Source organism: Acidovorax sp. SRI_002 (assembly GCF_057586455.1).
In genome coordinates, this window is sequence record NZ_JBYCZW010000001.1 from 281,764 (window position 1) to 299,524 (window position 17,761).

At 60.8% G+C, this 17,761-nt stretch carries 17 protein-coding genes; 6 read left to right on the forward strand and 11 right to left on the reverse strand.

Annotated features, from left to right (window positions below):
- The first annotated feature begins 63 nt into the window (after positions 1–63).
- Positions 64–627 carry a nucleotidyltransferase family protein gene (locus AC2YJX_RS01235; RefSeq protein WP_436129283.1) on the forward strand — a complete coding sequence of 188 codons (564 nt, stop codon included), beginning with the start codon at positions 64–66 and terminating at the stop codon, positions 625–627.
- Between the two features lie 92 nt (positions 628–719).
- Here AC2YJX_RS01235 and AC2YJX_RS01240 read toward each other — a convergent pair whose 3' ends face one another.
- Together AC2YJX_RS01240 and AC2YJX_RS01245 are read right to left on the reverse strand one after the other, a co-directional pair.
- Positions 720–1,247, reverse strand: a complete 528-nt coding sequence (locus AC2YJX_RS01240) for a superoxide dismutase family protein (RefSeq protein ID WP_487255026.1) — start codon at positions 1,245–1,247, stop codon at positions 720–722.
- A gap of 99 nt (positions 1,248–1,346) precedes the next feature.
- Positions 1,347–1,940 carry a gamma-glutamylcyclotransferase gene (locus tag AC2YJX_RS01245; protein WP_218301106.1) on the reverse strand — a complete coding sequence of 198 codons (594 nt, stop codon included), beginning with the start codon at positions 1,938–1,940 and terminating at the stop codon, positions 1,347–1,349.
- Between the two features lie 112 nt (positions 1,941–2,052).
- On the opposite strand from AC2YJX_RS01245, the gene AC2YJX_RS01250 reads away from it, so the two are divergent.
- Positions 2,053–2,577 carry an OmpA family protein gene (locus tag AC2YJX_RS01250; protein ID WP_487255027.1) on the forward strand — a complete coding sequence of 175 codons (525 nt, stop codon included), beginning with the start codon at positions 2,053–2,055 and terminating at the stop codon, positions 2,575–2,577.
- Positions 2,578–2,705: 128 nt separating this feature from the next.
- On the opposite strand, the gene gloA is transcribed toward AC2YJX_RS01250, so the two are convergent.
- Positions 2,706–3,119 (reverse strand): lactoylglutathione lyase, encoded by a 414-nt coding sequence (gene gloA, locus AC2YJX_RS01255; RefSeq protein ID WP_121420190.1) that lies wholly within the window; start codon positions 3,117–3,119, stop codon positions 2,706–2,708.
- Positions 3,116–3,667 (reverse strand): PaaI family thioesterase, encoded by a 552-nt coding sequence (locus AC2YJX_RS01260; protein ID WP_121508683.1) that lies wholly within the window; start codon positions 3,665–3,667, stop codon positions 3,116–3,118. The genes gloA and AC2YJX_RS01260 overlap by 4 nt, the downstream gene beginning before the upstream one ends.
- Before the next feature lie 74 nt (positions 3,668–3,741).
- Here AC2YJX_RS01260 and AC2YJX_RS01265 point away from each other — a divergent pair, with 74 nt between their 5' ends.
- The 4 genes from AC2YJX_RS01265 to AC2YJX_RS01280 are packed head-to-tail and all read left to right on the forward strand — an operon-like array spanning position 3,742 to position 7,422.
- Positions 3,742–4,221 (forward strand): MarR family winged helix-turn-helix transcriptional regulator, encoded by a 480-nt coding sequence (locus AC2YJX_RS01265; protein ID WP_121420191.1) that lies wholly within the window; start codon positions 3,742–3,744, stop codon positions 4,219–4,221.
- Entirely contained in the window at positions 4,211–5,470 is a 1,260-nt protein-coding gene (locus AC2YJX_RS01270) for an MFS transporter (protein ID WP_487255028.1), read from the forward strand. The genes AC2YJX_RS01265 and AC2YJX_RS01270 overlap by 11 nt, the downstream gene beginning before the upstream one ends.
- A gap of 40 nt (positions 5,471–5,510) precedes the next feature.
- On the forward strand, positions 5,511–6,014 hold the full coding sequence (locus tag AC2YJX_RS01275; RefSeq protein ID WP_487255029.1) for a MaoC family dehydratase: 504 nt from the start codon (positions 5,511–5,513) through the stop codon (positions 6,012–6,014).
- Positions 5,998–7,422, forward strand: a complete 1,425-nt coding sequence (locus tag AC2YJX_RS01280) for an MATE family efflux transporter (RefSeq protein WP_487255030.1) — start codon at positions 5,998–6,000, stop codon at positions 7,420–7,422. The genes AC2YJX_RS01275 and AC2YJX_RS01280 overlap by 17 nt, the downstream gene beginning before the upstream one ends.
- Positions 7,423–7,497: 75 nt before the next feature.
- On the opposite strand, the gene AC2YJX_RS01285 is transcribed toward AC2YJX_RS01280, so the two are convergent.
- The 7 genes from AC2YJX_RS01285 to AC2YJX_RS01315 all read right to left on the reverse strand — a co-directional run bounded on the left by AC2YJX_RS01285 (position 7,498) and on the right by AC2YJX_RS01315 (position 17,545).
- Entirely contained in the window at positions 7,498–8,298 is an 801-nt protein-coding gene (locus AC2YJX_RS01285; protein ID WP_487255031.1) for an SDR family NAD(P)-dependent oxidoreductase, read from the reverse strand.
- Positions 8,299–8,440: 142 nt separating this feature from the next.
- On the reverse strand, positions 8,441–10,825 hold the full coding sequence (locus AC2YJX_RS01290) for an EAL domain-containing protein (protein WP_487255032.1): 2,385 nt from the start codon (positions 10,823–10,825) through the stop codon (positions 8,441–8,443).
- Between the two features lie 310 nt (positions 10,826–11,135).
- The gene (locus AC2YJX_RS01295) at positions 11,136–12,383 is read right to left on the reverse strand and encodes a hypothetical protein (protein ID WP_487255033.1); all 1,248 of its coding nucleotides are present in this window, start codon (positions 12,381–12,383) and stop codon (positions 11,136–11,138) included.
- Positions 12,373–12,876, reverse strand: coding sequence for a hypothetical protein (locus AC2YJX_RS01300; RefSeq protein WP_487255034.1), 504 nt, complete (start codon positions 12,874–12,876; stop codon positions 12,373–12,375). The genes AC2YJX_RS01295 and AC2YJX_RS01300 overlap by 11 nt, the downstream gene beginning before the upstream one ends.
- A 908-nt stretch (positions 12,877–13,784) precedes the next feature.
- Entirely contained in the window at positions 13,785–14,801 is a 1,017-nt protein-coding gene (locus AC2YJX_RS01305; RefSeq protein ID WP_487255035.1) for a hypothetical protein, read from the reverse strand.
- A 45-nt stretch (positions 14,802–14,846) separates the two neighbouring features.
- Positions 14,847–16,802, reverse strand: a complete 1,956-nt coding sequence (locus tag AC2YJX_RS01310; RefSeq protein WP_487255036.1) for a hypothetical protein — start codon at positions 16,800–16,802, stop codon at positions 14,847–14,849.
- Positions 16,799–17,545, reverse strand: coding sequence for a hypothetical protein (locus tag AC2YJX_RS01315; RefSeq protein WP_487255037.1), 747 nt, complete (start codon positions 17,543–17,545; stop codon positions 16,799–16,801). The genes AC2YJX_RS01310 and AC2YJX_RS01315 overlap by 4 nt, the downstream gene beginning before the upstream one ends.
- Positions 17,546–17,761: the final 216 nt, after the last annotated feature.

Here is a 17,761-nt window from a genome sequence, read left to right on the forward strand (position 1 = left end):
ACGGCCTAGAATCTCGCCCGCTGTGCGCCGCACGGTTCATTGTCCAACGCAGGTCCTATCTCCATGTCTCTCGATCCCTCGTCTCCCGTGGTCCTGGTGCTGGCCTCCGGCCGGGGCGATCGGTTTGTGGCATCGGGCGGGCAGGTGCACAAGCTGCGCGCATTGCTGGCGGGGGTACCGGTGCTGGAGCACACGCTGGCCGCCGTGCGCGCCAGCGGGCTGGCATGGCACCTGGAGGATGTGGGCCATCCGGGCATGGGCGATTCGATTGCGGCGGCGGTGCGGGCCACGTTCCATGCGGCAGGCTGGCTGGTGTTGCCGGGAGATCTGCCTCTGGTGCGGCCTGACACCCTGCAAATGCTGGCCCAGGCCGTGGCGAAGAGGGCGGTGACGGTGCCGTTCTTTCACGGCGAGCGCGGCCACCCCGTGGGATTTGCTGCGCAGTGCTTGCCGGATCTGCTGGCCCTGTCGGGCGAGCAAGGTGCCGCCCGCGTGGTGCGCAAGTTTGCTGAGCAAGGGCAGGTGCAAAACCTGGCGGTGGAGGACGAGGGCACGGTGACGGACATTGACACCGTGCAGGATCTGGCGCGCGCCGAACGCCTCCTTGCGAGCCGTCCACCGGCCTGATCTGCCAAAAACCAAACCCGCCCGCCATCTCTGGCGGGCGGGTTGCGGGGGAGGGGCGGTTCAGGCCCAGGAGCCCGTAGCAGCCTCTTTGTTTATGACTTGGCGGCAATGACCGCACAGGCCAGACGGGGACCGGCGTTGCCAGTGGGCTGGGTCTTGTAGTCGTCCGGGTCGCGGTGCACGATCAGGCCCTTGCCGACGATGTCATTGGCCGTGCTGCCGACGCGGATCGTGCGCGACTCAAAGCTGAAACTGGCCACACCATTGGCATCGGCCTTGAGGCTGGGCAGGTCGCCCGTGTGGTGATCACCCATGCCGTGGTGGCCGTGGGATTTGCCGCCTGGGTTGAAGTGGCCGCCGGTGCTCATGCCGTCGCCGCTGCTGCAGTCGCCTTTTTCATGCACATGAAAGCCATGCTCGGCATTGGGCTTGAGGCCGGTGATGGAGCCAGACACTTTCACCACGTCGCCCGACTGCACGAACGTGACCGTGCCAGCGGTGGTGTTGCCGCGCGTGGGTTCGAGTTTGGCGGTGGCGCTGGGCCCTGAGGTATAGGCTGCACAGCCCGCCAAGGCCAGCGCCGTAACGGATGACAGGACAAAAGCGAAACGGATCTTCATGACTCAAACTCCTTAGAACAATGAAACCACCCGGTATTTAACCTGGCACCGAGGCGCAGTCTCCCCGTCGGGCCCATGCGCGTCCAGCAAAGATGTGCACTATGCCTCTTTTTGGGCCAGCGCAATCAAACGGGCCAGGGCCCGGTCATGGATGCCGTGCCTGCGCAGCTCGTCATACGTGGCCTGGGCGTAGTCCCGCGTGGTGCCATAGCGCCCACAGGCCTGCTCAAAAATACGGCAGTACTCGTGGTCGGGCAGCTCGCCCGTGTGGTTGGGGCTTTTGCGCGACAGGGTGAAGGCCAGCGCGCGCACCGGGCCGTGCGGGGTGTGGCAGGTGAGCCAGCGCGGGTCGTACACGGCGGTGATCATCTCTCGCTGCCACAGGTTGATCATGACCTGCCGCGCATGCGCCTTGTCCACACGGAACACCATGCCCCGGCAACTGCCGCCCGACAACATGCCGAACACCAGGCCCGGGCATTCGGGCGTGCCCCGGTTGATGCGGCTCCACATCTTGAGCGCCCGGTGCCAGCCATGCACCTTGGCCGGGCGGCGCTCGGCATAGTCGAAGTCCGGGCGCCAGATGAGCGAGCCGTAGCCAAAGATCCACAGGTCTTCGTGACCACCCCATTCGTTCAGGGCGCGCTCCAGCATGGGGGCCGGATCTCGCAGCGGGGCGGGCAGGTTCGTCATGGGTTCACTCTACAATCGAAAGCTTTGCTTTAACGCTCTGGGGACTTGTGTTTACGGGTTTCGCTACGGCCCCAGCATCCATTCTTTTTCTTAATCACTGCAGGAATCTCCAATGTCTAGTTCTGACGACGATAGCCAACAACGTTTTGCCCTGGGTTTCCTGTTCGCACTCATTGCGCTGGTGATCTCGGTGGTGGTCGGCACCGTGGTGGTCAAGCGCGTGGGCGCTTCGGGTGCCGCCAAGCCTGCTGCAACGGCCGTTGCAAGCAGCGCGCCAGCTGCAACAGCGGCCGCAGTCGCTGACGACGCCGCCAGCGTGCGCGTCGAAAACGGCGTGGTGAAGTTCTACTTTGCCACTGCCAAGGCCGAGCTGGCGGCTGGCGCCAACGAAGCCCTGGCCGACGTGGTCAAGGGTGTGGCCGAGGGCAAGAAGGCTGTGATCTCCGGCTTCCACGACGCCACGGGTGACGCAACCCTGAACGCCGAGTTGGCCAAGCAACGTGCCTTTGCAGTGCGCGATGCGCTCAAGGCCCTGGGCGTGGCGGAAGACAAGATCGAGCTGAAGAAGCCTGAGGAAACCACCGCCACCGGCAGCAATGCCGAAGCGCGCCGCGTGGAAGTGGCACTGGGCGCTTGATGCCTGCGTAGTGACCTGCAGCAGGTCGCTCCATAAAAAACCCGGCAGTGCCGGGTTTTTTATTGAGTCAAATTTGCCTCTAGCGCTTATCTATCATGCGCTAGTAGCTATCTATTTAATAGTGACGGTTAACGCAAGCCTGCGCCACCAGCCCCCTCGGTGCGCTGGATCAATTCAATCTTGTAGCCATCCGGGTCGGTCACAAACGCGATCACCGTCGTGCCGCCTTTGACCGGGCCCGCTTCGCGCGTCACGTTGCCGCCCGAGGCCTTGATCTTCTCGCACGCCGCGTAAGCATCCGGAACACCCAGGGCGATGTGGCCATAGGCAGTGCCCATCTCGTAGCTTTCCACGCCCCAGTTGTAGGTCAGCTCGATCTCGGCCTGGCCGGGGTTGCCGCCTTCGAAACCGAGGAAGGCCAGCGAGTATTTGTACTCGGGGTTCTCGGACTGGCGCAGCAGCTGCATGCCCAGGACGTTGGTGTAGAAATCAATCGAGCGTTGAAGGTTGCCAACGCGCAGCATCGTGTGGAGGAATTTCATCCCTTCGATTGTGCAGGCATGTCAAAAACCAGGCAGGTGGTGGTGGCGTGGGCATACAGCGTGCCGTCCGGCCCCACGAGGCGCGCTTCGGCCGTGGCCAACTGGCGCCCGCTGTGGATCACCCGGCCTTCGGCGCGCACACGCTGCACCTTGGGCGTGATGGCCTTGACCAGGTTGATGCCCAGCTCGGCCGTGGTGTAGCCGCGCCCGGGTTCCATGCGCGTATGGATGGAGCAGCCCAGGGCCGAGTCGAGCAGGGTGGCAAACCAGCCGCCGTGCACGGTGCCCATGGGGTTGAGGTGCTCAGCGCGGGGTGTGCCCTGGAAGATGGCTGTGCCTTCGCCCACTTCCACGATCAAAAAGTCCAGCGTCTTGGCGATGGCGGCGTAGGGCAGTTCGCCGCGCAGCATGGCCTGCATCTGCTGCAGGCCGTTCAGATGGGCGATCTGCTCGCGCCGGGCCACGCCAGGGCCGGGGCCTGCGTCCAGGGTGGCGAGGATGTCGCGCTCTTGTGCAAGCCAATGTTCCAGTTGGTTGTGCTGTGTCATGGGGGTGTCCGGGTTGTTGGCGGGGTTTACATGCATGAGTTGCATATGCAATTATTGCAGATACAATTAAATCCATGCAAGCCGAACCAACCACCCTGGCCCCCGTACTACCACGGGGCTGCACCAACTTCAAGCTGCGCCAGCTGATGCGCCGCATAGCCGCGCACTACGACGCCGAAATGGCGAAGTGCGGGCTCAAGACCACGCAGTATTCGCTGCTGTCGCATGTGCTCACGCTGGGGCCTATCCGCCCGGGCGACCTGGCGGTGGCCATGAAGATGGATGCGTCCACGCTGACGCGTAACCTGCGCCCTCTGGTGGATGCAGGATGGGTCACGTTGGAGGCGGGCGCCGATGCTCGCAGCCGCCTGGCCCACATCACCGACGCAGGTCGCGAAAAACGTGCCGAGGCGCAGCGCCACTGGAAGGCTGCGCAACTCGCGCTGAATGAAACGCTGGGCGTGGAGCGCGTGATGGCCCTGCATGCGCTGGTGGACGACTCGCTCGATTTGCTGGCAGCACTGCCAGTGCAGGAGGCTGGGCATGACGAATAACGACACCCCTCCGGTCGCAGCCAAGTCCGCCGCGCCACTGGCACTGTGGCTCGTGCTGCTGGCCGCCGCTGGCGCCTTTGCACTCACCATGGGCACGCGTCAGACCATGGGCCTGTTCCTGTCGGCGCTCAACACCTCCACGGCATTGGGCATTGGCAGCATCAGCCTGGCCTTTGCGTTTGGCCAGCTGTGGTGGGGGCTGACGCAGCCGTTTGCAGGGGCTGTGGCCGACCGCATTGGGACGGGCCGTGTGATCCTGCTGGGCGTGGCGCTGGTGGCGCTGGGCACTTTCATCACGCCGTACATGACGACCACGGCAGGGCTGATTTTTGCGATTGGCGTGCTGGCCGCAGGCGGCGCGGGCATGGCCGGGCCGTCGGTGCTGATGGCGGCCACGGCGCGGCTGGTGCCCGCCAGCAAGCGCGGGCTGGCCAGTGGCATCGTGAACGCGGGGGGATCGTTCGGGCAGTTTGTGATGGCGCCCATTGCCATCAGCCTGACCGCTGCCGTGGGCTGGGCCAGTGCCATGCAGTGGCTGGGCGTGCTGGTGCTGCTGGCGCTGCCTGCGGTGTGGGTGCTCAAGGGCAATTCCAACGCGCTGGCGGCGCAGGCTGCGGCTGCGTCCGGCCAAAAGGCGTTGACCGCGCTCGAGGCCATTGCCCAGGCGCTGGCAACGCCCAGCTATCGGTACCTTGCGGTGGGCTTTTTGGTGTGCGGGTTTCACGTTGCCTTCCTGGCCACGCACCTGCCAGGGGTGATTGCGGCCTGTGGATTGGCGCCCGAGGTGGGCGGCTGGGCGCTGGCGGTCATCGGGCTGTTCAACATTGTCGGCAGTCTGGCCATGGGCTGGGCAGTAGGGCGCTGGCGCATGAAGTCATTGCTGTCGCTGCTCTACGCCACGCGGGGCCTGGCGGTGCTGGTCTTCTTGTTCGCGCCCAAGACACCCATGGTGGTGCTGATCTTCGCCGCCGTGATGGGTGTGACGTTCCTCTCCACCGTGCCGCCCACCGCTGGGCTGGTGGCCAAGATGTTCGGCACGGCCAACATGGCCATGCTGTTCGGTATCGTGATGCTGTCGCACCAGGTTGGCGGCTTTTTTGGCGCCTACCTGGGCGGCAGCGTATTCCAGGCCACGGGCAGCTACGACTGGGTCTGGTACATCGACATCGTGCTGGCCGTGGGCGCGGCACTGATCAATCTGCCCATCCGCGAGGCGCGATTGGCGCGCCGGGCCGCCTCCGCCGCCTGAGCCGACAAGGCATCCATCCTCTTGAATGAAAGCCAATGACATGACGGACACCCACGCCCGCAGCGCCTCCATGGCAGGAAAATCTCCGATCTATCTGGACGACCTGGCCGTGGGCGACCAGTTCAAAAGTGGCGAACACGCCATGGATGAAGCGCAGATCACCAGCTTTGCCGCCCAGTTCGACCCGCAGCCGTTTCATCTGGATGACGCAGCCGCGCGTGACACGCTGTTTGGCGGCTTGGCCGCCAGCGGCTGGCACACGGCGGCCGTGACCATGCGCCTGCAGGTGACCAGCGGACTGCCCATTGCGGGCGGCATCATCGGGGCGGGGGGCGAGCTGAGCTGGCCCCGGCCCACGCGCGCCACCGATGTGCTGCATGTGGTGAGCGAGGTGCTGGCGATACAGCCCTCCAAGTCCAAGCCCGATCGCGGCATGGTCACGGTGCGCAGTGAGACCCGCAACCAGCATGGCGATGTGCTGCAGCTGTCTACCGTGCGCATCGTGGTGCCGCGCAAGCCTGCGGTCGATGGGGCAGGGGCTTGATGTGACCGATGCACTGAACCCCCGCACCCGCATGCTGCTGGAGGCGCCCATCGCCCCCACGCTGCTGCGCCTGGCCGCACCCAATGTGCTGGTGATGCTGGCGCAAGCGGGCGTCGGGCTCATCGAGACCTACTTTGTCGGCAAGCTGGGCACCGATGCGTTGGCCGGCATGGCGCTGGTATTCCCGGTCGTCATGCTGATGCAGATGACTTCCGCCGGTGCCATGGGCGGCGGCATTGCGTCGGCCATTGCGCGTGCCTTGGGCGCTCGGCGACGGGACGATGCCGACGCCTTGGTGCTGCACTCCTTGGTCATCGCGGCGGTGTTCTCGCTGATCTTTACAGTCGGCGTGGTGGGAGGAGGGCGCTGGCTCTACACCCGCATGGGCGGCACCGGCGGCGCGCTGGCTGCGGCGCTGGTCTATTCCAACTGGGTGTTTGCGGGCGCGTTTCTGGTGTGGCTGTTCAACACGCTTTCGGCCGTCATTCGGGGCACGGGCAACATGGCCGTGCCAGCCTATGTCACGGTGCTGGGCGCCTTCGTGCTGGTGCCGCTGTCACCGTTGTTGATCTTTGGCTGGGGCCCCGTGCCCGGCCTGGGCATTGCCGGCGGGGCCATTGCGCTGATGGCGTACTACCTGATCGGCAGCGTGGTGCTGGCCGCCTATCTGTGGTCGCCGCGCAGCCTGCTGCGGCCATCGCTGGCGCACATCCGGTTTCGCTGGGTGCTGTTCAAGGACATCCTGCGGGTCGGGTTGGTGGGCACCGTGTCGACCGTGGCCACCAATGTGGCGATTGGAGTGACCACGGCGCTGGTCGGCGGTTTTGGCACGGCGGCCATTGCCGGGTATGGAACCGCATCGCGGCTTGAGTACCTGCTGGTGCCCCTGGTATTTGGCCTGGGTGCGCCGTTGGTGGCCATGGTCGGCACCTGCATCGGCGCGGGCCAGCGTGAGCGCGCCCTGCGCGCCACCTGGATCGGCGCGGCCATGGCGTTTGTAATGGCCGAGGCGATTGGTCTGTGGGCGGCGGCCTTTCCCCATGCGTGGCTGTCGCTTTTCAACAGCGACCCCGCCATGCTGGAGGCGGGCGCGCTGTATCTGCGTACCGTCGGGCCGGTGTATGGCTTTTTCGGCCTGGGCCTGGTGCTGTACTTTGCCTCGCAAGGGGCAGGGCGCCTGCTGTGGCCCGTCATCGGCAACATCACGCGCCTGGCGGTGGCCGTGACTGGCGGCTGGCTGGCGCTGCGCTGGGGTGGTGGTTTGGCGGCGGTGTTTGCCGCACAAGCCGTGGCGCTGGTGCTGTACGGCGTGGTCAACGCCTGGGCGATTGCAGGTGGCGCCTGGTTCGGTCCGGTCGGTTGGCCACGCAGCATGGCGGGCCTGCTGCGGCGCATGCCACAGGCGTAGAAATATAGCCAGAATTGCTGCTAGCGCTTACCCATCAATCGCTAGCAGCTATCAATTTGCTAGTATTTCGTTGAATCAGACCGGAACGGTGTAGTTCAGCGTCATGCGGCCACCATCTACGGTCACGATCTCGCCGGTCACATAGCTGGCGGCGTCGCTGGCCAGCCAGGCCACCACATCGGCAATCTCGGACGGCTCGCCCAGCCGCTTCATGGGTGTGCGGCTCATGATTTTGTTCTTGGCCTCATCGCTGGTCAGCACGGCCTTGGCGGCCAACTCGGTAGCGATGGTGCCGGGCGCCACGGCGTTCACGCGGATGTTCCTGTCGGCCAGCGCCAGCGCCATCACGCGTGTGAGCTGGTTCACGCCGCCTTTGCTCACGTTGTAGCTCGCGATATTGGGAATGGTCAGCACACCGTTGACCGAGCTCATGTTGACAATGGAGCCGCCACCCGATGCGACCATGGCCCGGGCCACGGCCTGGCCGACGAGGAACGAGCCCTTGAGGTTGACCCGCAGCACGGCATCAAAGTCGGCTTCGGTCACCTCCAGAAAATCCGCAGCACGGAAGATGCCCGCGTTGTTCACCAGCACGTCGATGCGCCCGTGGGCGGCCAGCACCTGGGCGACCAGCGCATCCACCTGCGCCTTGTCGCCTACGTCGCAGCGCACATACAGCGCGCCCAGTTCCGCAGCCAGGGCCTGGCCGCGTGCATCGTCCACATCCACGATCACCGGTTTGGCGCCTTCAACCGCAAAGCGGCGGACGCAGGCTTCACCAATGCCTTGCGCGCCACCGGTAACGATGCAGACGCGACCTGTGTGGCCAAAGTGAATGGAAGACCGGAGGAATGGGGCGGGGCTTGTAGGATTCATGGGCGTGGATGGTAGCGGGTGGGGGAGGAGGGTGGAGCCGGAAACCTGCATTAGCTTCGAGTTACCGCCAGTGCGCGGGCCCAAGGGCGATCAATGCCTGTTCTCGCTTTCTGCGGGGTTTGGACGGAAGCCCCGCAGACCGTCAGCGCACCGGCTGCCGGGCTCTTACCCACTCCGGCGGCGGCTGCCACGCCCGGATCCAGCGGATCAGATCCGGCAGCGGCATCGGCCTGGCAATGCCATAGCCCTGCAGGCCATCGCACCCCAGATCGCGCAGTGCCCCGGCATGGGCCGTGGTCTCCACACCTTCCGCCACCACGGTGCGGTTGAACGCATGGGCCAGGCTCACGATGCCGCGCACCAGGGCACGATCGCGCTCGTTGTCGAGCATCTCGCGCACGAAGGACTGGTCGATCTTCACGATCTGTGCGGGCAGGCGTTGCAGATAGGTGAGCGATGAGTAGCCCGTGCCGAAGTCGTCGATGGAGCATTGCACACCCAGCTCGTCCAGCCCCTGGATGACATAGGCCACGGCCGAGAGGTCGTTGAAGGTTTCGGTTTCCAGCAACTCGACCTCCAGAAAGGGCTGGGGCAAGGATGGGTGCCGCTTGAGCAGTCGCGCGACTTCCTGCTGAAACCGGCTGTCGATCAGTGTGGGCACTGCGATGTTGATGCTCAAGGGCAGGGGGCAGCCCTGGGTGACGAGCGTGTGCCCGGCTTTGAATGCAGCGTCCAGCACCCAATAGTCCAGTTTGCCGGAAGCAGGGGTGCCCACAATGTCGTCCATAAACGCACCCGGCGCCAGCAGCCCTCGCTCGGGATGGTGCCACCGGATCAAGGATTCGGCACCAATCACCTGCCCATCCGAGATTCTGACCTTGGGCTGAAAAAACAGCTCCATCTCGCCTTGCAGCAGGGCGTCCTCGACCAGCTTGGCCGTGTGCCTGCGCGCTTGCAGCCGCTGGCCCTGCTGGACGTCGAACACCGCGATCCGGTCCTTGCCTTGTTCCTTGGCCGCATACAGCGCCAGGTCTGCATGGCGCAGCAGGCCGTCAGCGTCCCCCAGATCATCGGGATAGAACGTGACCCCGGCACTGCAGGTCAGGCGCAGTTGCACATTGTCCAGAACGGCCGTCCGCGCGAGCGACTGGCGCAGGCCCTCGAGCCGCTGCAGGGCGGCCTCGGTGTGCGCGCAGTCTTTCAGTGCCACGGCGAATTCATCGCCGCCAATGCGGCCAATGAGGTTGTCTGGTCCCGCCTCGGCCCGCAGGCGCTGCGCAAATACCCGAAGGAACTGGTCCGCCAGGGGCTGCCCCCATTGCTCGTTGAGGTCCTTGAACTGGTCGATGTCCAGCAAACACAGGGCCAGGATGCCATTGGTTTCGATGCGTTTCTGGAGGGTCGCATTCAGCTCCTTGGCAAAAAGGCGGCGGCTGGACAGGCCGGTGAGGGCGTCGTAGTTGCCAAACTGCTGCAGGGCCTGCTCCAGGCGGCGCTGCTCGGTCACATCCTTACCCACAGAGACCCATTTGCGCACGACGCCGTCCGGGTCCTTGATGCCTTCGATGGTGACCTCCGAGACAAAGGCTTCGCCATTTTTGCGGCGCCTGACCAGTTCGCCATGCCATCGGCCGTCTCGCTCGATGGCCTGTGCGACGCGGCGCAGGAATGTGGATTCGCCTCCTTCATCAAGGCGCAGGACGGCAGATGACTTGCCAATCAGCTCCTCGCGCGAGTAGCCCAGCACGTTGCTGTAGGTCGGGTTGACATCCAGCACGGTGCCGTCCGGTTGCACTATGGCAATCGTGTCCTTGCTGTTGACGAAAACGCTGGCGGCCTGCCGCGCTTCGGCCAGCATGGTCTTCAAGGTCTCGGCTGTCTGCTCCAGGGTCTCTTCGCGCTGGTTGAGTTTTTGCGTGTTGTCCAGTAGGAACCCCAGCAGCACCGTGCCGATGGGGTAGATCACCACCACAGCCATCCAGGAGCGCGTCGTGACTGCTCGCGCAATCTCTGGCGGCAAGGTCTGTATCGCCAGCATGCCGCCGGCCGCCAGGCTCAAGCCGAGTCCGATTAGCCAGACCCCATCGGAAAAGGCTCCAAAACGCTGCGGAGAAAAGTAAGGCCTGTGGCGCTGCCAGAGCCACCCGATGCCCGTGGTCAAAACAATACCGACCATGGCCGGGCCGCTGCCGATGCCGCCCAGGCTGAGCCGGTAGGCGCCGAGCACCACAGCGCACAGCACAGCACCCAGCGGCGACAGATAGGCGCCGGCCAGGCCCGCCATCACCAACCTGGCGTCAACGATCACGCCTTCGGCCAGCCGCAAAGGCACGAGCATGGTCAGGATGCCGATGACTCCGAACATGAGCCCTGTGATCCAGGGCAACCATCGTTGCCGCGCCTTCCTGATGCCCAGGTCGGGATGGCGCAGGCCACTCAGGACAATGCTGTACAACGCGGCCAGAAAACACAGCAGGCCCGCGTTCATTCCCATGTCCCGAATCAAAGACGTGGTGTCGATGTTCATGGCGCCTTCTCGTGCGATTGGTGGGCCATCACAAGGAATGGCACGATCCGATGTGACGCTATCTTTAAAATAGATACGATGTATATTATGTTAAATAACAAATATTCTATCTACGGTCCTTCGGCAGGCTTCCCGGAGCTGTCCGACAAGAAACACCCCTTTCAAAGGGCCGTTCCGCGACAAGATCAACCTAGCAATGAATGATTCTGTTCCGCTAGGGATTTGATGACGTGCGGTTTTGCGTCAACATCAACCTAGCGGATATGAGTGGTGATGTTCGCCGCAAGATTGGTGTTCATAGCATCCCCGACTATTCGCGCTTGAGCGTGCGAGATAAGCTGGCTGGCCCTGCCTTCGCAGCCTCCAAAGAAAGTCGCTCGCTGTAGGGCCTCCAATGCTCAGCGAGGCGCATCCAGCCAGCATTCGTTGCCTCGTTGTCCAAGACCGTACGTCGAAGGTATTGGGCCGCGATGCTGCGGCAGCCTCGGGCGTTTGCGACGAATCCCAGAACAAACGCGCTATCTCCACCTGAATGGCTCTCAAGGGCTCCCCGGAAGTACATCAAGGTTGCATCGCGCAGTTCTTTAGCGCTTTGATTGTCACCATCTGCCGCAGCCAAGTCCGCAGATCGTTTCAATATGCGCGTGACGGTTGGACGCATCCACTGGCCGCTGTCGAACAGTAACTCTGACTTTTGTCGATTTTCAAATGCCAGCAACGATGTACTTGCCGACATTGATTGCATCTCGAAGAGCTGAGACAGGGAATCACCGAGTGGTGGCAGTGCATAGACGCATCGCAAACAATTGGTCATCGAATCGACCTGCACTCGCCAGGCCACGCAATCGCACGACGGCGCGACGCAATCAGCCAGCCGTAGTCTTCGAATCTCCTCCAATTTGAGATTCGCGAAATACAGCAGCTCAATGGTAAGACGAGTACGAAAATCGACACCACCTATCAGCACTTCTTTGATCCAAGCCCACGCCTCACGACTGAAAGTTCGCGATATACCAGCGGCCGAGATGTTCAAAGCGAGTCCGTGGTCGGCAGAACCATCGCGAACACATCTTTTCCCTGAAATGGAAGGCATCGAGGCATAACCAACGACACTCAGCCAACGGAAAAGCGACGACATGGCGGAGATCACCATTCGAACTGACGCCTGGGATAACGGGCCTGCAAAGGGGCGCCAATCTAGAGACTCGCGCGCGCGGGTCCTGCTGATCCAATCTAAAGGTGGATATGGCGCGGCGAGAAACTCCACGAACGCCTCTAAATCAGCAACATTCAAGGAAGAAAGCGGTTTTCCACGAGCGAAGCAAGACCAGTTCAAAAGCTTCTCGGCCGCTGTACGATAGCTGCTTACAGTGACATCCGATACGTCGTTCAAGCTCGATATCCATGCCCTAACTGCTTCGACGTCGGTGTCCGCATCGATAGACTTGCGCTCAGGCGCCAGGCGATTCACCCCGTCACTTCCGTCAAGCCCCGGCGGCGAGACGAAACGCTCTAACGTGGTGATCGATGGAGTATGGAGTTGATGTTCAGCATTCATCGCTAGTTCCCAGGCTCAATGTGGCCGAAGGGGCCGTGATGATGCAGATGTCGCCAGGCTCGCCCACTGCAGCGGGCAAGCGCAGGGTGCTTAGGCTATCCGGCCATGGACGTGTCTGTGAGCCAAACCGGTGGTACCACAGACCAACGACCTCTAGCCAAGCTGCAAAGTCGCTTGGTCGGTTGTAGTCAAGACCCTTTAGTGATTTGTTCAATTCGCGAGCCGTCTTGATATCCAGCAGGAGACATCGATAAACAAAGTGCCCCCACGCAATGTCGGAAGCCGACCAGTCAACAGGCCAGAACAGCAGCACCGAGAAGAGGCTTAGGCCACGGGCTCGCCCCTCTTCACCCACGTTGCTTTCGAATCTAAGCCGCCATGCGAGGAACCCATGAGCAACTGGATTGACATGCTCGTTGCAGGGCATCACCATTCCCTCGTTGATCTCGATCAAGCGCTCTCTATCGCCTTTGATGTGCGATTGGACCTTCATGCCAATCCGTGTCGCGTTATGTCGGCGGATCGATTTGTAGATAGCGACTCGCGCTCGCGTTATCTCATCTCGAGCTGCTCCGCTGCGTGCGTGCGTCTGCGGGGCACCCGAACTCAACGGCCAACGTCCAACCCAAACCTCGGAACGACGAAGGGCCGCCGGCTCCGACCAAGTCACTATGCTAGTAAGGGTGCCCAGCATCTGAATTCGCTTGTTTGCCTTTGCCGCTTGAGCTGGGGCGCGCGGATCAGCCAACCAGGCGACGCGATCTGGCCACTGAATGTTCAGAGTCTCGACTCGCCCGAACCATTCACCGAGACGACAGTAGGCGCTCTCATCATCTACCTGTTTTTGAAACATGTCTCCGCGGGCAGATGCCCAAATTGACGCGTACGCGTTACCACAATGGATGCAGACTAGCGGTTCATCGAAGGCCTCTGCCGTTACCGCATAAGGCGGTGTGGGTGCATTGCATTTTTTGCAATGATCGAGCAGTAAGTCGTTGTGCTGTGGGCACCGAACTAGCCCTTCGATCTGGCACAAAGACGATTGGTAGCCCATGGACAAACAGGTTGGGCAATACCGTAGTGCCCTATCGCTGGCGACCGCCTGACCCCAGCGCTGAGATTGGCTCAGCAGGCTTCGACTCCATAGCTTCGCAGCTAGCAGTGGCGCTGATCGGCTGCGAGCGAGCCATTCGAGATGGAGCAAGCTACGACCGTGCGGACTCGCATCTCGCGTCGGAGTAGACCTTACGCCAAAGACTCGGCAGATCCGATTGGCGTTTAGTACGTTGGCAATGGCCAATTTGGCCAAAACCGTGAATGGCCCCTCCCCCGGCGCAAACCAACTGTCGCAGCAGACGAGGCCATCTGTCAGATGAAGAGCGCCTAGGCTCTTGTAAGACATCATTGCAAGCTGGCTTGGTAAGTACTTGCGCCGATTGCTTCGATCCACGAGTCTTGCGGGGACGTGAAGTCGGCACTGTCGTGATTCGCAACGATGAACAACCAGGCGCGTATGGATGACATCACCCACTGCATACCAATGTCTTTAGCGATTCGACCTTGACGGGCAGCTACTTGGTGAAAGGCATCCCACAGGAGTGGAGCCTCTGAGGCCAAACGCCAACCCGCGCAATAAGCCGCGGGCAGAAAGAACTCCGACATGCAGATCCCACTTCCACAGGGATGCTCGTGCTTCGATGGATCGTCAAGGCACTGCATCATGCTCTGCAACTCGTTTCCATTGCGCAGGCCACGGAAGACATACGGCGTGTGGAAGAACCTCCCTATTAGGTCTGTACGCCGGGTGCTTATCAACATGTCGCGCAAAACGTAGAGTTCTTCGTGCGCAAAAACGATTGTTGTGGTTCTAATGCCGCGCTTTTTCAGATCGTTTGTAAGGTCGCGCATCCAGACCCACTCCGACAAAGTCCAGCACTGGCCTTCGTCGACAAAGAAGACATACTGGTCTCCATTCACTGACCAGACTGCGGAAACGATCATAGTCATGAAACGTCGGCGCCGTTCTGCCGCTGATCCGTACAACGATGCACCATGCTCATAGTCGTCAAGCGCGTCTCCCCAGAAAGCTTTCTCCGTAGGTTTGTCGTGCTTTTTTGCAATGAGCGTTCCAATTGCCAGCTTCGGAAAGATCTGCCTCAACTCGTCGCAGAGGATGTGGATGGTCTGCGTCTTGCCCATCCGGAAGGCACCAATAAATAGCGACCCAGGGAATCGGTGAATGATCAAATGCTGGACGATTTCAAATACCTCTTTAACAGGCTCGGTAGCCAAATACAGGGAGTCGGTGACAACGGGATGAGAAAGATAGTGCGCCTGCCTCATTTCCGAGTCGCACAACGCCTGCTTGCGAAGGTCTAGTCGGTTGGCGTCGTCAATAGTGCTCGTGGTCGAGTTCACGTTGCAGCTCCCATCCGAGTTCGCCAAATCACCGATCAGCATTCGTCAACCCCATGAGGGCTTAGGCAGGTTCAGCAAGATGGGAACCGGCCGAATAGGCATCACATTGGTACTATCCGGTTTGGGCATGCCCAGGCGGGGCACGGTCGCGCCCGTCGTGCGAATTGCCTCAGCGAGCCGGGTCGCGTCCTCTGAGACTCGTTCTGGCCGATCCCTAGCAGAGGCCAACGCGGTACTAGCCAGGTGCTCGAGGAAGCACTCAACATAGTCGCCACCCCGGATGTCTGAGAGTTCGCGATCGTCACGCATGCGGTTGATTTGCTTGCGTTGATCCCTTGAGTGCTTCGTGCGGCGCCAACCTCTCTCTCGAACGGTGAGTAGCCCGAGCCATGTACCGTCTTCAAGGTAGGCTTCAACCGTCCGCATGTCTTCTTCATGCACATGGAGAACAATTGGTCTGCCGATCAAAGCAAACTGCGATGCCAGCTCTGGGCTGGTGTAGGTTGCCTTATCGACTTGCACATAAGGCCTCTTCAGCTTCCCTGCCGCGCAGGACCCGCGTACAGTGTGCGTTTCGATTTCAACTCCTAGCCGAGGCGTCAACAACGTTGGAGGAATTCGTGGACGCGGTACGAACCGCTGACGGTGTCGGTCAAAGCAATCTCGCAGCACTTCAAGTGGTGAGCGGTACCCTAGTCCTGGTTGGGCTTTTGCGTTGTACTCGGCAATTGCAACGTCTAAGAGATCTAGAAGCTGTTGCCACGTTACTTTGAGCTTTACGGCTGCGGAGGCACCATCAGTCCTCCTAGGATCAGCTGGACCAGAGCCCACTGACGTGGGCAACCGATGCAAACCGAAACGTTCCAACAAACCAAAAAAGCGTTCAACTACGTCGTTGTGGTACCAAGCCCCAACCGCACTCCAGCTCACTGCGCAACCAAACCGACGTCGCACCCTGTGTACTATTCGATTCGCGAAGCTCTGCGCGGCGCTGTCCATTCGCAAAGCTGCTGGTGCAAACACGAATCCATCGACGCAGCCCATCGGGAAGCCGGCACCTTCCTTGTAGCGCACGGTACCCATGTTCAGTGTTCGGGGCTGCCAGGGCTTGGTTGCCATGTCCAAGGCCAATTCAATTTGTGACGCGGTGGGCTCCGTCCGAAATGAAGCTGCGTATCCACAAACTGCACGAGATTCGAAGTCAACGACGACGTAGATCCACAGGCGGCTGATTGGGACCAACTGTGGGCCGGCAGGCCCTTCAATCTCGATCGTTCCAAAACAGTCGACGTGATGCGCATCTGCTCCCACTAGATCTAATGGTGCGCTGATCAGATCGAAGGAGTGCAGACCATTGCCCACCTGACCAGATGTTTTTGCCACCTTCCCCACTGCCAATGATCGAGCCTTAGCGTCATTGGCGATCATGTTTGTGACGTAGCGCTCTACCGACCGTCGGGCCAAGCTTGTCTGGTTGCGAGGGTACTGGTCAGGTGGGATGCAACTCTCTACCAAATCGACAAACTTCCCCCAAATCGCCTTATGTAGCGTAAAAGCTGCCCGCGCTTTTCCTTGGCCGATGCCTTTCCGAATGGCCTCATCCAGAGCTTTTTTTATAGATAGGTTTTCGTCTAGGAATCGTTGGAAGGCTCCGCTCGCCCCGAGGCGACTGGCGTTGGGCCCTTGGGGGAGCGGACTAGTGCGTGCGTAGCCGGAGAGTCTCAGTCGATGTATTAGCCCAGCCCACCCGACGATGCCACCATCAGAGTGAGGCATGAGGCATCGGTTCACTTGATCTAACAGCGCATCCTCCGACATCTGGGCTGTCTTCGCAGCCTCCCTGAGCTTGCCATTTCGCAGGTAGCTTTCGACAGCAGGCATAAGGCGCTCAAAACGCGCTAGGTCGTCAAAGGCCATACCACTTACATCCACTTCCGGCCACTTCGATGTGTCACGCAGCTCTGGCGAGATAGTCTTGAAAGTGAGGCGCTTGCGGTTCATACGGAACCTGATTTTTCGGAGAAAAATGTGCGCATTGAGAAGGGCGCATCGAAAAGGTTGCTGCTATATGCGCCAGCCTGCATGGAACGGAATATCGCAACTCCGTAGAGATCGTCTTGATCCGTACCTTTACCGAGCCCAAGCACTTCTTGGAATTCCACCCGTTTCTTAGAACGGATCAAAGCAGCCACTTCCAATTGCTCCTCGGTCAAGGCCCAATCACGACCTGCTGCAAGCCAGGCAGCTACAGAGTGCCAATTCCGAATCCGCTGTGGCGCGGCAAGCATTTCCTCATGGGTAAGGATTTCCACACGCGGGTATGGCACACCATCTGGCATGTCGCAGTTCTGAAGGAGGATTTGCAATTGGCTTTGTCTGGAGCGTGCACTTTCCGTTTTATTGGCTGCGCACACATGGCGCCATACCACATCATTATTTGCCATTAGGATCTCAGCATTAACGTATTCTACGAAACTTCTTCCAACGGCTCGCTGCACCTTTAATTCTGGCGTGTAATCAACCTGAATAACGTCAAACGATGATTCGACGTAGAGAAAGTGCAGGTAATCAATTTCTGACGCAAATGCAATATCGCGACGAGCCTTGGCACTGTATTGATGCCAGATTTTTCCGGTTGAATGTCCTCGTGCTTTGTAGGCGTCCGCGAGCTGGCTTCTCATTCGAACACCTAGTCTTGTGCTGGTACTTGCCTTAGAAGAAAACTCGTCAGTACGGTACTTCATCGCGCCTCCTGCAAAATTCATTTCGTAGCGCAAAGGGTGATAATTTTCACAGCATCACGGTAGTGTGATTTCTGCACGCAACACGCTGAAGCGCGCATGTATTTCCTATCTCGGCTGGATATCCTTCAGCATATCCAAGTAGAGATGAGCTGTACACAACAAAGGCATCCATATCAGCCTCGGCGTATTCTTAGTTCCATTGACCCGTGCCTTCCG

Bases quoted from the DNA above. Each gene is read 5' to 3' on its own strand.
- AC2YJX_RS01260 (WP_121508683.1), bottom strand. From the start codon at position 3,667: ATGACACAGCACAACCAACTGGAACATTGGCTTGCACAAGAGCGCGAC.
- AC2YJX_RS01310 (WP_487255036.1), bottom strand. From the start codon at position 16,802: ATGAACCGCAAGCGCCTCACTTTCAAGACTATCTCGCCAGAGCTGCGT.
- AC2YJX_RS01250 (WP_487255027.1), top strand. From the start codon at position 2,053: ATGTCTAGTTCTGACGACGATAGCCAACAACGTTTTGCCCTGGGTTTC.
- AC2YJX_RS01280 (WP_487255030.1), top strand. From the start codon at position 5,998: ATGGGGCAGGGGCTTGATGTGACCGATGCACTGAACCCCCGCACCCGC.
- AC2YJX_RS01235 (WP_436129283.1), top strand. From the start codon at position 64: ATGTCTCTCGATCCCTCGTCTCCCGTGGTCCTGGTGCTGGCCTCCGGC.
- AC2YJX_RS01270 (WP_487255028.1), top strand. From the start codon at position 4,211: ATGACGAATAACGACACCCCTCCGGTCGCAGCCAAGTCCGCCGCGCCA.
- AC2YJX_RS01245 (WP_218301106.1), bottom strand. From the start codon at position 1,940: ATGACGAACCTGCCCGCCCCGCTGCGAGATCCGGCCCCCATGCTGGAG.
- AC2YJX_RS01285 (WP_487255031.1), bottom strand. From the start codon at position 8,298: ATGAATCCTACAAGCCCCGCCCCATTCCTCCGGTCTTCCATTCACTTT.
- AC2YJX_RS01275 (WP_487255029.1), top strand. From the start codon at position 5,511: ATGACGGACACCCACGCCCGCAGCGCCTCCATGGCAGGAAAATCTCCG.
- gloA (WP_121420190.1), bottom strand. From the start codon at position 3,119: ATGAAATTCCTCCACACGATGCTGCGCGTTGGCAACCTTCAACGCTCG.
- AC2YJX_RS01240 (WP_487255026.1), bottom strand. From the start codon at position 1,247: ATGAAGATCCGTTTCGCTTTTGTCCTGTCATCCGTTACGGCGCTGGCC.
- AC2YJX_RS01300 (WP_487255034.1), bottom strand. From the start codon at position 12,876: ATGAAGGTCCAATCGCACATCAAAGGCGATAGAGAGCGCTTGATCGAG.
- AC2YJX_RS01265 (WP_121420191.1), top strand. From the start codon at position 3,742: ATGCAAGCCGAACCAACCACCCTGGCCCCCGTACTACCACGGGGCTGC.
- AC2YJX_RS01290 (WP_487255032.1), bottom strand. From the start codon at position 10,825: ATGAACATCGACACCACGTCTTTGATTCGGGACATGGGAATGAACGCG.
- AC2YJX_RS01315 (WP_487255037.1), bottom strand. From the start codon at position 17,545: ATGAAGTACCGTACTGACGAGTTTTCTTCTAAGGCAAGTACCAGCACA.
- AC2YJX_RS01295 (WP_487255033.1), bottom strand. From the start codon at position 12,383: ATGAATGCTGAACATCAACTCCATACTCCATCGATCACCACGTTAGAG.